Here is a 12869-nt window from a genome sequence, read left to right as displayed (position 1 = left end):
TCCCCCCTACGTGGGGGAGGGTCGGGGAGAGGGGGTGGACAGAGCGAATGGGCTGATAGACCCCCTCACCCAACCCTCTCCCACGTAGGGGAGAGAGCTTTAGACCGAACGGACGCTGACATGACCGCCACCCGCAAAAAAGAAATCACCAAAGCCGACATCCTGCCGATCGCGGATTACATCAAGATCCGGTCGGAGAAGCGCAAGGCGGTGGTGGCGCTCAAAAAGACGCGGCGCATGGAAGTGGGGCCGGTCGCGACCTTCTATTTCGAGAGCTACGACACCATGCTGCAGCAGGTGCAGGAGATGCTCTATATCGAGAAGGGTGGTGATGCGCAGCTGGCCGACGAATTGCGCGCCTATAACCCGCTCATCCCCAAGGGCCGCGAACTGGTGGCGACCGTGATGTTCGAGATCGACGATCCGGTGCGGCGCACGAATTTCCTCAACCGCCTCGGTGGCGTCGAGCACACGGCCTTTCTGAAATTCAACGGGGAGATCGTGAAAGGCGTGCCGGAGGAAGACCAGGACCGCACCAACGAACAGGGCAAGGCCTCATCCGTGCAGTTCGTCCACTTCCCGCTGAGCGACGGCCAAGCTGCCGCGTTCAAACAACCGGGCCAGCAGATCATCCTCGGCTTCGACCATCCGGCCTATGCCCATATGGCCGTGGTCGGCGAAGAAACGCGCGCGGCCCTCGCGGGGGATTTGGACTAGTCTTCCAGCGCCTCAGCCGGATAGACGCCCCAGAACTCCGTCTTCATCATCCAGCCTTTATAGCCCTGGACTTCCAGCCGGCACCAATCGCCGCTGCATTCCAGCACCTTGAGGATGACACCGGGGTCGATGAGCGCGACCGGCAGGGCGCCGGCTTCGGCGGATTTGCGCAACGGGCGCTGCTCGTCGCGGACCAGGACATGGCGCTTGCCGACCAGCAGGGTCGATTTCACCCAGCCCACCACGCCGTCATGGTCGCGGATGCGGCGCCAGATGTCGAACTCCTCGATGATTTCGACCGGCAGCCCGGCCCGCTGATAGGTCCAGATGATCGGATAGGTCTCGCCGGGCCCCGCCCGCATATTGACCTCGTTCGACTGCAGGCTGGCAAAGCGCGGCAAGGGCAGCTTGTCCTCGGCGCGGAGGCCGGCACCCGGCTGCAGGCACAGGAGGAGCAGCGCAAGCAAGGCCAGCCGCGCCAGCCGGCTTGGCCGGTTGCCACGGGGAGCCAGGGGGGTAAGTGTCCGATTCGCGCCCATATCCACGCGATAAAGGGGCGCACGGCCCGGGTCAAGCCATTGAAACCATAAGAGAGGCACCGGACGGCGCCTTTGCGTCAGTTGCAGCCGCATTTAAGCCAGGAAAGCGCCGATTCGGGCCGTGCCGCGCCTGCCCCTCGACAAGGAAGCCAACCGCTTGCTACCACTCTCCTCTATAAACGGGCGACCTGATCCGTGCCGGGAGATGTTTGGACCATGAGCAACAAGCCTTTGGTGGTGGTGACGCGGAAACTGCCCGATGTCATCGAGACGCGGATGATGGAACTGTTCAACGTCAGGCTGAACCTTGACGACCATCCGCTCACCCAGGCCGAGCTTATCGAGGCGGTGAAGATCGCCGACGTCCTGGTGCCCACCGTGACCGACCGGATCGACGCCGGGGTTCTGGCCCAGGCCGGTGACAAGCTCCGCCTCATCGCGTCCTTCGGGACGGGTGTCGATCACATCGACCTCGCCACCGCCCGCCAGCGCGGCATCACCGTCACCAACACGCCCGGCGTCCTCACCGAGGATACGGCCGACATGACCATGGCGCTGATCCTCGCGGTGTCGCGGCGCGTGTCGGAAGGCGAGCGCCTGATCCGTTCCAACAAATGGCAGGGCTGGGGGCCGATGAGCATGCTCGGCCACCGCATCTACGGCAAACGCCTCGGCATCATCGGCATGGGCCGCATCGGCCAGGCAGTGGCCAGGCGTGCCAAGGGCTTCGGCCTCTCGGTCCATTATCACAACCGCCGCCGTGTCAGCACCGCGGTCGAGCAGGCGCTGGAGGCCACCTACTGGGAGAGCCTCGATCAGATGCTCTCGCGCATGGATATCATCTCAGTCAATTGCCCGCACACGCCGGCCACCTATCATCTCCTCTCCGCGCGGCGGCTCAAGCTGCTGCAGAAGCATGTCTATATCGTCAACACCGCGCGCGGTGAAATCGTCGACGAGAATGCGTTGACCCGCATGCTCGACAAGAACGAGATCGCTGGCGCCGGCCTCGACGTGTTCGAACATGAGCCGGCCTTGAACCCGAAACTCCTCAAGCTCGACAATGTCGTGCTGCTGCCGCATATGGGTTCGGCCACGATCGAGGGCCGCGTCGACATGGGCGAGAAGGTCATCATCAACATCAAGACCTTCGCCGATGGCCACAAGCCGCCGGACCGGGTGCTGGAAGCCTTGCTCTGACAGCGACGGCCCGCCGCGATCATCGCAGCGGGCCGTTTCCTTGTTGGGGTCAGCTGAGGACGACGGTGACGTCCTGATCGACCGAGAGATAGACCTGCTGGCCGTTCACAGACGCCCCGTACGAGTCAAACAGCTGGCCATTTTCCGTGTAATTGCCGGTATCCTGCAGCACAAAGCCGATGGCCTTTACGGTATCGTCGCTGTCACCGGTAAATAACAGCCAACCCGAATCCGTCATTTCAAGGATATCATTCGGCACCAGGCTCACCGAGACCGAGGCATAGTTCCCGTCGATACGGTCGATGCCGTCGATATAGGCGGTATTGTCATAGAGATTGAACGTGCTGTTGGATGCCAAGAACAGTGTGTCGATGCCGCTGCCACCATGGATGAAGTCGTCCCCGATATCCGTGTTCAAGCACCAGAGCTCGTCGTCGCCATCCAGGCCACTGAGCTTGTCATGACCATATGATCCGGCCAGCTGGTCGTTGCCAGGTCCGCCATCGAGATCATCATCGCCATAGCTGCCCCAAATGATGTCATTGCCAAAACCACCCAGCAATGTGTCATCGCCAGCATTGCCAAAGAGGTAGTCGTTGCCATTGTCGCCGTAAACCCAATCGCCGCCATTGCCGCCGTCGACATAGTCGCCGTCGACACTGCCAAAGACCGTATCGTCGCCGTCATTGCCATAGACCTTGTCGGCGCCCTCATCGCCAGCCAAAACATGATCGTCACCGGCGCCGGCATAGATACTGTCGTAGCCGCCACCGCCATAGAGCCAGTCGTCGCCGCTCTCGCCGAATATCTGGTCGTCTCCAGTACCCCCGAAGACATTGTCGATGCCGGCGCCACCATTCAGCTCGTCGTCGCCAGCGCCACCTTCGATCCAGTCCCGACCATCCTCACCCCAGAGAGAATCGTTGCCGTCATAGCCATAAATATTGTCGTTGCCGCTGCCGCCATCGAACTGGTCGGTACCGCTATTGCCGAACATCCAGTCATTGCCACCATAGCCCATGGCGTAATTGTAGGTGACACTGGCGCCCCGGATGATATCGGCATCATTGGTACCCCAGTAATAACGTGGCGACGTGATGGGCAACGGCGCCGAGTAATACATGCTGTACATCTGAGCCTCCATGCTGACCTGCAAACGGGCGGGTTGCCCCTTGCTCTATGTCTCTGTCGCGCCGAGGCATGCAAAAGTTGGTGATGGGAGGCAGGATCGTGATCGTGCGCGTCGTTTTGGTGGAAGCCGCACATCTGGGTGCTTCTCGGGCGAGATAGCTCTTAGTGCGACCGCACATCCTGGGGTCCGGCACGCAGATTATGCGCAAGATTTGTCAAAGAAGCTGACGCTATTCTTGCCGTCTTCGAAGGAGGAGCGCGATGGCCAAGAGCTGGATCGACAAGCTGGCAAACCCGGCGCCGCACCAAGTGAAGCGCATGCCGGTGACCCGCGCCGGCGTCAAGAAGGGTGGCCTCATGCTGCTGCCGTCTGCCCGCATGATCGACGATTTCATCCGCGCCATCCCGCGGCGGACATCCGTCAGCAATGCCGGGATGCGCGCCGAACTGGCCAAGCGCCACGGTGCCGATGGCGCCTGCCCCGTCTATACCGGCTATCATTTGCGCACTTGTGCCGAGGCGGCGTTCGAAGCGCATCAACAGGGCATGCCGCTCTCCAGGATCACGCCGGTCTGGCGCGTGCTGGACGAGAATGCGCTGACGCTGAAGAAGCTTAGTGCCGCCAACCGCGAGATGATCCTGGCGCAGCGCCGGCGCGAAGGACTGTGACCCACGACACATTCCAGCGCCTCTGTCTGACGATCGCGTGAACGGGTCGAACGCCTGGGCGACACCTGACGACTGCTCTTGGAACCCATCCGACATGAAAGCCGGGATTCCCCCCGGCACGGCGGGTCCATAGGAGGCAGGTCATGATGACGTATCGACACCTCACGCGTACCGCCACCGCAGCTCTCTTTTCCCTGACGGCCAGCGCCACCGCGTCGGCAGATATCTACACGCCGACGTCGGAAGCATTGTCGAATCCTGAAATCGGCCCTGCCCAGAATGAACAGGCGGCAGGATTTGGCACCCATAACCTGATTGTTGTGGTGCCCGACAAGGATGATTATGCCACCGCCAAGCCAACCAACCTCGCGCTGCCGTTCCATCTCAAGACGGAAGTCAGCAAGAGCAAATGGCGGATCAAGGAATCCTACATCGTCATCGGCATAGCGCCGATCGATTCCGGAAGCCAGATCGGCTCCTGCTGCGGTTCGCTGAACGGATTCGACCCAGCCAATTTCGCCGCCCTAATCGACCATGGTCCGACGAAGAAGGTCGATATGGATGGCTGGTGGAGGGTTGCAGTAGGCAATAACAGCCTCGGCACACGGGCGCGCAATGCCTGCCGGAATCTGCGCAAGGATCTGGCGCAGCAGGGTCTCAGCCATGACGAGATATTTGGCCAGGATCGCCAGACCACTTTACCGACGCCGTTCCGCTATGTGGCGCGCGTGGGCCACAAGAACGACAATCACGACGTGGTCGAGGCCGGCGCGTCGTCGCGTGAATGGAAGCAATCACAGGAGACCTGGTACAATATCGGCGTCACTTGCCAGCATGATGCGAGCCGCGAGGTCGTCGGCGACCCGACCCCGAAGCCCACCGGCAGCGACGACATCGCCATGGGATTCCAGGTCAACCAGGCGGCACTGGCCATCACGCCCAACAAGTATGAAGGGGTCTGTCCCGCGAAGCTCCATCTCAACCCAACCATCGAAGCCACCGGCAAGGGTCTCGTGCGCTATCGCTTTATTGACCAGCTCGGCCATCATTCCCAGGAATTCCAGGTCAACTTCACCAAGTCCGAGGTGAAGTTCCTGGATCACGTCATCACCATCGATGACAAGGGCAAACCGGCCGATCTCGGCTTCAAGGCACCGGCAGCGCAGGGTGGTGCGTTCGGCCTGGTGGCGCCCAATGATCCGGATCTCAAACAAGGCTATTTCCAGCTTGAGGTCCTGTCGCCGCACAAGAAACTCTCCAACATCGCCGACTATTCGGTGAAATGCATGGCGGAAACCGTGGGCGGCCTCAACGCCAAGCCCGACCTTGCCGATCTCGTTGTCGAAGATGTACAGCCGGCCGCGAATTTGCTGAGCAAGGTCTTCGTCAAGATCACCAATGTCGGCACCGGCCCGTCGACGCCCACCAATCTGCAGGCCATCAGCCAGAAGAATGGTGAGACGGTCATCCGCGGCACGTCGGTACCGGTGGTCGATCCGGGCACGTCTCAAGTCGTGCTGGTACAGCTGGGTGTGACGGCAAGCTCCGCCCAGCAGATCGAAATCAAAGTCGACAGCCCGAACCGGATCAAGGAATCCGACGAAGGCAATAACGGGTTTCAGTACAAATAGGCTGGCGATCCTGCGTGACGCCGTCCGGTCCCAAAGGCCGGGCGGCGTTTCGCATGATTCTTAGTTGCCACAAGTCTGGCACTGGGGATCGCGCTTGAAGCGCACTTCGCGGAAGGCGGGACCCAGGGCATCGTACATAAGGAGGCGGCCGGAGAGGCTGTCGCCAAGACCCAAGATCTCCTTGAGTACCTCGGTTGCCTGCAGCGAGCCCATGACACCGGCGACAGGTCCCAGGATGCCGGCTTGTTCGCAGCGGGGGATCAGATCTTCCGGCGGCTGTTCCGGGAACAGGCAACGATAGCAGGGGTGAGGGCTGCCAAGATGCGCCTTGAAGGTCGAGAGCTGCGCTTCGAAGCGCAGCAGGGCGGCGGACACCAGCGGCTTTTTCAGCCGGTAACACAGATCGTTCAGGAGATAGCGCGTGTTGAAATTATCGCTGCCATCGGCCACCAGGTCGAAGCGCCCGATAATGTCCGCGGCATTCTCGGCCTTGAGGCGTGCTGCGATGGGCTCGATGACGATGTCGGGGTTGAGCGCGCGCAAGCGGGCGGCAGCACTCTCCACCTTGGGGCGGTCGACCGAGGCTGAATCGTGGATCACCTGGCGCTGCAGATTGGTGAGATCGACGGTGTCGTCGTCGATGACGCCGATCGTGCCGATGCCGGCGGCAGCGAGATAGAGCAGCAACGGCGCGCCCAACCCACCGGCACCCACCACCAGCACTTTGGCGGCCAGCAACTTCAGCTGACCCTCTTCGCCCACCTCATCCAGGATGACGTTGCGGGCATAGCGTTCCAGCTGACGGTCGGTAAGGTCGGTCATGGAAGCCTCGATGTTGCAAGTTCCCCTCACCCCCGCCCTCTCCCCGCTATCGCGGGGCGAGGGAGCTATCCAACCAAGTCAATCTGAATAGCCCCTCGCCCCTCCGGGGAGAGGGGTTGGGGTGAGGGGGCTCTTTACTCCAGCCCTTCGAACAAGGGCGTCGACAGATAGCGCTCCGCCGATGAGGGCAGAACGACCAGGATGCGCTTTCCCTCATGGCCGGGACGCTGGCCGATTTCGATGCCGGCGGTCAAGGCGGCCCCCGATGAGATGCCGACCGGCATGCCTTCGATCTTGGCGATCTTGCGCGCCATGGCAAAGGCATTGGCGTTGGAGATGCGCAGCACCTCGTCGATGATGCCGCGGTTGAGGATGTCGGGAATGAAGCCGGCGCCGATACCCTGGATCTTGTGCGGGCCGGGCTGGCCACCTGAGAGGACCGGGCTGTCTTCGGGTTCGACAGCGACGATCTTCACCCCGGGGATTTCCTTTTTCAGAATCTCGCCGACGCCGGTGATGGTGCCGCCCGTGCCGACACCGGAGACAAAATAATCGAGCTTGCCGCCGCAATCGGCGATGATTTCCTGCGCCGTGGTGCGGCGGTGCACTTCGGGGTTGGCGGCATGTTTGAATTGCTGCGGGATGACGGCGCCCGGTGTCGCGGCCGCCAGCTCCTCGGCGCGTTGGATGGCGCCAGACATGCCACGCGCCGCTGGCGTCAGTTCCAGTTCCGCCCCCAGCAGGCGCAGCATCTTGCGGCGCTCCAGCGACATGCTTTCCGGCATGGTGAGGATGAGGCGATATCCCTTGGCCGCGGCCACAAAGGCAAGTGCGATACCTGTATTGCCCGAGGTGGGCTCAATGAGCGTGCCACCCGGCTGCAGCTTGCCGGAGGCTTCCAGCGCCTCGATCATGGCAAGGCCGATGCGGTCCTTCACGGATGAAAGCGGGTTGAAGAATTCAAGCTTCGCCAGCAGATCGCCCTTCACTCCCTCGGCGCGCGCCAGCTTGCCCAGCCGCACGATCGGTGTTGCGCCGATGGTGGCGAGGAAATTGTCATAGATCTTGCCGCGGAAGGTGCTCATCTTGATGTTCCTTGAGTCAAATATTCTGTCTGCTTCAGATGCTGAAATCGAGGCGCTGCAGCGCGTCTGTCTGGATGCCGGCGGCCTGGGCCTTCTGGCAGAGATCCTCAAGCGTCATGTCGTCGAGCTTGGTCAGCATCTCCTGCTGCAATTCGCGCCAGACCGGCCGCACGATCTCCAGCGCCACCCGTGATCCTGCCGCCGTCTGCACCGGGTCGGGCGAACCCTCGAACTGGCGTACCGCGCGGACGATTTCACCCAGCGTGATCCGGCGCTTTTCGCGCGCCAGCACATAGCCGCCTTTCGGGCCACGGTGGCCGGCCAGGATGTTGGTGCGCACAAGATGCTGCAGCACCTGTTCCAGATAGCGTCTGGGAATTCCCTGGCGCGCGGAAATGTCACCCGATTGCACCGGCTGCGATCCGCCGTAATAGGCGATGTCGAGCACGGCTTCGATGGCGAACAGCAGTCGTTTGGATGGATGTAGCACGGAGCTTCCCCGCTCTGGTTTCTATCGCTTCTGGATCATGATGTGGCCGTCTTGAGACCGGTCGAGCCGAAGCCGCCGCTGCCGCGTTCGGTGGTCGGCAAGGTCGCGACCTCGTCCCAGGCAAGGCGCTCGACTTTGGCCAGCAGCAATTGCGCGATACGCTCGCCGCGCTTCAAGGTCACCGGTGCATCGGAAAGATTGATGAGGATGACGCCAACCTCGCCGCGGTAATCCGCATCGATCGTGCCGGGCGCATTGAGGACGGTGACGCCCTGTTTCAACGCAAGACCCGATCGCGGCCGCACCTGGCCCTCATAGCCCAGCGGCAAGGCGATGCTGATGCCGGTTGGCACCAGGGCGCGGCCAAGCGGCGGCAAGGTCACCTCGGATGCCACCGCAGCCAGCAGATCGAGCCCGGCGGCACCCGCCGTTGCATAAGCCGGCAGCGGCAGATCGGCGCCATGGGGCAGGCGGCTGATGGCAACTTTGATCTCGCTCATGAAACAGCTTTCTTGAATTCGGCGGCGATGCGGGCGACCAGGCGCTGGGCAAGCTCGGTCTTGCTCAAGCGCGGCCATTCCTCAGGTCCGGCGCCGTTGATGAAATAGACCTTATTGTCGGCGCCGCCGAAGGTGCCCGTGTCTACTGAAACATCGTTGGCAAGAATCCAGTCGCATTGCTTCTTCTGGCGCTTGGCCACGGCGTGCTCGACGACCTTTTCGGTTTCGGCGGCAAAACCCACCACCAGCTTGGGCCGGTTCGGGCCGGGGGCAGCGATGGTGGCCAGAATGTCGGGATTGGCGGTGAGCTCGAGCCGGGGCGGCGCTGCGTTCTCGCGCTTCTTCATCTTCTGGTCAGCCTGCGCTGTCGGCCGCCAATCGCTGACGGCTGCTGCCGCCACGGCGATATCGACGGGCAGGTGATGGAGGGTCTGCGCCAGCATTTCGGCAGCACTCTCGATATGATGGACTTGGCAGCCGGCGGGGTCGGGCAGGGCGGTGGGGCCGGTGATCAGCGTGGTATGGGCACCGGCTGCAGCCAAGGCAGCGGCAATCGCATGGCCCTGACGGCCGGACGACCGGTTGCCGATGAACCGCACCGGGTCGATCGCCTCATAAGTGGGACCGGATGTCACCAAAGCCTTCAAGCCGGTGAGCGGTCCGGGCGCCAGGCGCGCAAGAACGGCGGCGACGATATCCAGGGGTTCGGCGAGACGTCCGTCGCCCACTTCACCACAGGCCAGATCCCCAGCGCCGGGGCCGATGGTGGCGATACCGCGTTTGCGCAGCGTGGCGACATTCTCCTGGACTGCGGGGTTGGTCCACATGACGACGTTCATCGAGGGGGCGATCAGCACCGGCCGGTCATTGGCGAGCAGTGCGGTGCTGGCCAGATCGTCGGCGCGGCCATGGGCCATCTTGGCGATGATGTCGGCGGTGGCGGGCGCCACCAGCACCAGATCGGCTTCCCGCACCAGGCGGATATGCCCCATCTCGGCTTCATCGGTGAGGGAGAAGAGCTCGGTATAGACCTTGCTGCCGGCGAGCGAGGCAACCGACAGGGGGGTGACGAACTGCTCGCCGCCCTTGGTCAGGATGACCCGGAACGCCAACCCACGCTCGCGCCCGCGCCGGATGATGTCCAACGCCTTATAGGCGGCGATGCCGCCGGCGATGATGAGAAGGACCCGCTTGCCAGAATTGGTATCGGCTGAGCTCATGATCATTCATTCCACAGTGAACTTTAGTATTTACTGTTTGCTGTGGAGAAATTCAAGATACCCCATGGGTTTGCTGGGAAATAACCCGGCAATCAGGAGGGTCAGGATTCCAGCCAGCCGGTGTAGTGAACGACCAGCGGTCCCCCCAGCACTCCCCGGGGCAGGGCGATGCGGACATCGAAGGTGAAGCGCCCATAGGCGACCCGTTCATGGGCGCTGATCTGCGGGGCGAGGCGCCGTGGCAGTGGCAGGCCGAGCATGCGCCAGGCACGGATTTCCATCTCCAACCCGGCTTCATGGGCGTGCAGATCGAAATCGAAGGTGAAGGGCCAGAAAGTCTCGGTGAGGATCGTATGGCCGTCCTTGTCGCGCGAGGAGAGGCGGCTGCGAAAGCGCCGGCCCGCAAAATCCCGCCACCAGGTCTCGCCTACCTCATCCAGTGTAAAGGTCACCGCGACGGGGACATCCTCCTCTGCGGGTGGGAAGCGGAACGCCCATCCCACCAAGCGGGCCAGTAGATTGCCACCCCGCCGCACGCTGCCGCGCCCGGCAACATGGGCATCTGCCGTGAAGGCATGCATCGCCTGCACGGGCGCTGGCAGTCGCGCGAAAGCGGGCCCGAGCACGCGGGCATATAGCGGTCTCGGCAAGGGCGCGCTGGTGCCGGCTGGGTTCATTGTCGTTAATTCCACAGTGAACGTTAGCATCTCCGGTTCACAATGGGGAAACCTCAACCTGCCGGCACGGACCGGAAATTTATCCTCTAAAGGATGATGAAATCCTTGGTGCTGAGATCGTCCGGGGCGTTGGTGAGCGTCGCGAACTGCTGGGCATCGCCATGGGCGCCGCCGGTCGGGTCGTAATAGAGTTTCCCGCTGTTCTGGTCGTAGACGATTCTGTCGTCAGCCTGGCCGGGATGCTGCCAATGGGCGAAAGCACCGGCCGCCAATTGGCCGGTCGCGTGGATATCGTCAAACACCACATCATCGAGCCGGATCGTGTCGGCAGCGGCGCTGAAATCGTGGATCACGTCGACATTGCCGGCGCGGGGTGCCGTATCGAACACGAAGGTATCGTCACCAGCACCGCCGAAGAGCCTGTCCAACCCGTTGCCGCCGCCGAGCGTGTCGTTGCCGTTTTCGCCATATAGGCGGTCGCTGCCATTGCCGCCGGCAAGCCGGTCGTCATCGCCGCCGCCATGGAGCTTGTCATAGCCGGCATTGCCAAAGAGCACATCGCTGCGGCTGTCGCCGAAAAGCAGGTCCGAGCCGACGCCGCCGATGAGCGTGTCCTGGCCCTTTCCGCCATGGAATTCGTCGGCGCCGTTTCCGCCGAGCATCTTGTTGTTGAGTTGATTGCCGATGCCGGCGAAATCGCCGGTCCCAAGATGGGTCAGGTTTTCGACATTGGCGGTGAGATTATACCGTGCCAAAGACGTGGTAACGATATCGACGCCGGCATTGACGCCTTCCGTCACGACATCACCGCCATTGTTGACAAGGTAGGAATCGTTGCCGGCATAGCCGCGCAATAAGTCGGCACCCGCTGTGCCATTGATGATGTCATTGTGGGGCGTGCTATCGGCATCACTCGCTGCTGTCACGATGTGGGAGCCCTTCAACAGCCAGACGAGTTCGGTGTAGGCGGCAGGTATGGCGGTGTCGAGCAGGGTCAGCACGGCACCGCCCTGCGACAGGTCAAACAGTGTGTGCGGCGTGGTGTCGTCGGTGAAATGGAAATTGTCGATGGTGGCGGCAGCGCCTGCGCCGAACCATACATGTGCGGTGCCGGCGATGCCGCCGCTATGCGTGGGCGTGATGCTGGTCCCGTTTTCCAGCGTCACCGAATCGCTCCAGAAGCGGAAGCTGCGATTGTTATCCTCCGCCACGGCGCCGACGAGAACCGTGTCGCTCGATTTGATGTCATAGCCGGCATCGGTATTGCCGCGCGCCACCGTGTTCTCGAAGTGCACATCGTAAACGCCCCGCTCGGTGGTGAAGCCGTCGCCGTTCCAGTAGCTGTCGGCAGTTCCCGTCGCCCGGTTGTTCGATATCTCCACATTGCGCAGAAGAACATCGTGGGCAGTGCCATCGAGAACCACGCCGCCGATATAGGATTCACTCGTCTTGGTCGGTCCGGTCGCCGTCAAATCTTCGATCAGGATTCCGTGGCTGTCATATTTGAGAAGGATGGCGCCCCTGGCATAGCCGGTGATGTCAACATCGCGCACGGTGAGGCCGCTGACGGTGGCGGTTGTCTCCGCCCCCGATACATTGTCGCCAATGAAACGATAGACGTTGTGGGCATCGACATGTTCGATCGTCAGATTCTCGATATCGGCGCCGATACGGAACGCACCATCGCCGACATTGCGGACCGACAAATGTTCAAAGCGAAGATTGTCGGCGCCGTCCAGCAGGCGGAACAGCTCGGTTCCCTCGCTTTGCCCGGTGGTCCAATGCTCCAGCCGGGTGCCGCTGATGTTCGCTGCCATGTCATGGCCAGCACTATCGACGCCGCGGATCGTGACCGGTGCTGCATCGGTGCCGCCGGCGCTCACGGAAATCTGGCCGCTGGGATGATAGGTGCCCTGGTCGGCCAGCAACCGCACCTCGCCACCCGGCCCGGCCGCGGCGATCAGTTTCGACAGGCTGGCCAAGGTGCCGGCATTTGCGGCCGACGATCCATCCATGAGACCGGCGCCGGTAGGGGATATGTAACGGACGGGCATGACATCTCTCTGCAAAGGGCATGCAAGCGGCCGAGGCGACAGCTTGGTGCACTGCAGAAATAGCCCTGAAAGGCTTAAAGAAAGAATATCAGAATTTAAATTTTCTGTTTTAAATCAGATATTTAAGTGACATA

The 12869-nt window shown here is 62.0% G+C and carries 13 protein-coding genes; 4 read left to right on the top strand and 9 right to left on the bottom strand.

The window, feature by feature from the left end; all coding sequences use genetic code 11:
* Window positions 1–120 precede the first annotated feature (120 nt).
* On the top strand, window positions 121–717 hold the full coding sequence (locus AC1DWZ_RS20895; RefSeq protein WP_477170878.1) for a DUF3501 family protein: 597 nt from the start codon (window positions 121–123) through the stop codon (window positions 715–717).
* On the opposite strand, the gene AC1DWZ_RS20890 is transcribed toward AC1DWZ_RS20895, so the two are convergent.
* The gene (locus AC1DWZ_RS20890) at window positions 714–1184 is read right to left on the bottom strand and encodes an SH3 domain-containing protein (protein WP_477170877.1); all 471 of its coding nucleotides are present in this window, start codon (window positions 1182–1184) and stop codon (window positions 714–716) included. The genes AC1DWZ_RS20895 and AC1DWZ_RS20890 overlap by 4 nt on opposite strands.
* 288 nt (window positions 1185–1472) lie before the next feature.
* Between AC1DWZ_RS20890 and AC1DWZ_RS20885 the strand changes: the two genes are divergently transcribed.
* Window positions 1473–2456: a 2-hydroxyacid dehydrogenase gene (locus tag AC1DWZ_RS20885; protein ID WP_477170876.1), complete on the top strand. Its 984-nt coding sequence runs from the start codon at window positions 1473–1475 to the stop codon at window positions 2454–2456.
* Window positions 2457–2505: 49 nt separating this feature from the next.
* Here the strand turns inward: AC1DWZ_RS20885 and AC1DWZ_RS20880 are convergent, their stop codons facing one another.
* Window positions 2506–3600 (bottom strand): calcium-binding protein, encoded by a 1095-nt coding sequence (locus AC1DWZ_RS20880; protein ID WP_477170875.1) that lies wholly within the window; start codon window positions 3598–3600, stop codon window positions 2506–2508.
* A gap of 248 nt (window positions 3601–3848) precedes the next feature.
* Between AC1DWZ_RS20880 and AC1DWZ_RS20875 the strand changes: the two genes are divergently transcribed.
* Together AC1DWZ_RS20875 and AC1DWZ_RS20870 are read left to right on the top strand one after the other, a co-directional pair.
* Window positions 3849–4256: a hypothetical protein gene (locus tag AC1DWZ_RS20875; protein WP_477170874.1), complete on the top strand. Its 408-nt coding sequence runs from the start codon at window positions 3849–3851 to the stop codon at window positions 4254–4256.
* Between the two features lie 143 nt (window positions 4257–4399).
* The gene (locus tag AC1DWZ_RS20870; protein ID WP_477170873.1) at window positions 4400–5887 is read left to right on the top strand and encodes a CARDB domain-containing protein; all 1488 of its coding nucleotides are present in this window, start codon (window positions 4400–4402) and stop codon (window positions 5885–5887) included.
* 60 nt (window positions 5888–5947) lie between these two features.
* On the opposite strand, the gene AC1DWZ_RS20865 is transcribed toward AC1DWZ_RS20870, so the two are convergent.
* From AC1DWZ_RS20865 to AC1DWZ_RS20835, 7 genes are all read right to left on the bottom strand, one after another.
* Window positions 5948–6709: a HesA/MoeB/ThiF family protein gene (locus AC1DWZ_RS20865; RefSeq protein WP_477170872.1), complete on the bottom strand. Its 762-nt coding sequence runs from the start codon at window positions 6707–6709 to the stop codon at window positions 5948–5950.
* 134 nt (window positions 6710–6843) lie between these two features.
* The gene (cysK, locus tag AC1DWZ_RS20860) at window positions 6844–7794 is read right to left on the bottom strand and encodes a cysteine synthase A (protein ID WP_477170871.1); all 951 of its coding nucleotides are present in this window, start codon (window positions 7792–7794) and stop codon (window positions 6844–6846) included.
* Window positions 7795–7828: 34 nt separating this feature from the next.
* Window positions 7829–8284, bottom strand: a complete 456-nt coding sequence (locus AC1DWZ_RS20855) for an RrF2 family transcriptional regulator (protein WP_477170870.1) — start codon at window positions 8282–8284, stop codon at window positions 7829–7831.
* A gap of 35 nt (window positions 8285–8319) precedes the next feature.
* On the bottom strand, window positions 8320–8784 hold the full coding sequence (dut, locus tag AC1DWZ_RS20850; RefSeq protein WP_477170869.1) for a dUTP diphosphatase: 465 nt from the start codon (window positions 8782–8784) through the stop codon (window positions 8320–8322).
* Window positions 8781–10004, bottom strand: a complete 1224-nt coding sequence (gene coaBC, locus AC1DWZ_RS20845; RefSeq protein ID WP_477170868.1) for a bifunctional phosphopantothenoylcysteine decarboxylase/phosphopantothenate--cysteine ligase CoaBC — start codon at window positions 10002–10004, stop codon at window positions 8781–8783. The genes dut and coaBC overlap by 4 nt, the downstream gene beginning before the upstream one ends.
* A 101-nt stretch (window positions 10005–10105) precedes the next feature.
* Window positions 10106–10681 carry a DUF4166 domain-containing protein gene (locus AC1DWZ_RS20840; RefSeq protein WP_477170867.1) on the bottom strand — a complete coding sequence of 192 codons (576 nt, stop codon included), beginning with the start codon at window positions 10679–10681 and terminating at the stop codon, window positions 10106–10108.
* An 86-nt stretch (window positions 10682–10767) separates the two neighbouring features.
* A complete protein-coding gene (locus AC1DWZ_RS20835; protein ID WP_477170866.1) occupies window positions 10768–12735 on the bottom strand; it encodes a hypothetical protein in 1968 nt (655 codons plus the stop codon).
* Window positions 12736–12869: the final 134 nt, after the last annotated feature.

This window comes from Dongia sp. P2_B8 (genome assembly GCF_056404715.1).
The sequence above is the reverse complement of the archived record's forward strand: the minus strand, read 5'-3'. Positions and strand labels throughout refer to the sequence as shown.

Excerpts from the sequence above, each read along its gene's own strand:
- AC1DWZ_RS20895 (WP_477170878.1), top strand. The coding sequence starts at position 121 with ATGACCGCCACCCGCAAAAAAGAAATCACCAAAGCCGACATCCTGCCG.
- AC1DWZ_RS20885 (WP_477170876.1), top strand. The coding sequence starts at position 1,473 with ATGAGCAACAAGCCTTTGGTGGTGGTGACGCGGAAACTGCCCGATGTC.
- AC1DWZ_RS20880 (WP_477170875.1), bottom strand. The coding sequence starts at position 3,600 with ATGGAGGCTCAGATGTACAGCATGTATTACTCGGCGCCGTTGCCCATC.
- AC1DWZ_RS20875 (WP_477170874.1), top strand. The coding sequence starts at position 3,849 with ATGGCCAAGAGCTGGATCGACAAGCTGGCAAACCCGGCGCCGCACCAA.
- AC1DWZ_RS20870 (WP_477170873.1), top strand. The coding sequence starts at position 4,400 with ATGATGACGTATCGACACCTCACGCGTACCGCCACCGCAGCTCTCTTT.
- AC1DWZ_RS20865 (WP_477170872.1), bottom strand. The coding sequence starts at position 6,709 with ATGACCGACCTTACCGACCGTCAGCTGGAACGCTATGCCCGCAACGTC.
- cysK (WP_477170871.1), bottom strand. The coding sequence starts at position 7,794 with ATGAGCACCTTCCGCGGCAAGATCTATGACAATTTCCTCGCCACCATC.
- dut (WP_477170869.1), bottom strand. The coding sequence starts at position 8,784 with ATGAGCGAGATCAAAGTTGCCATCAGCCGCCTGCCCCATGGCGCCGAT.
- coaBC (WP_477170868.1), bottom strand. The coding sequence starts at position 10,004 with ATGAGCTCAGCCGATACCAATTCTGGCAAGCGGGTCCTTCTCATCATC.
- AC1DWZ_RS20840 (WP_477170867.1), bottom strand. The coding sequence starts at position 10,681 with ATGAACCCAGCCGGCACCAGCGCGCCCTTGCCGAGACCGCTATATGCC.
- AC1DWZ_RS20835 (WP_477170866.1), bottom strand. The coding sequence starts at position 12,735 with ATGCCCGTCCGTTACATATCCCCTACCGGCGCCGGTCTCATGGATGGA.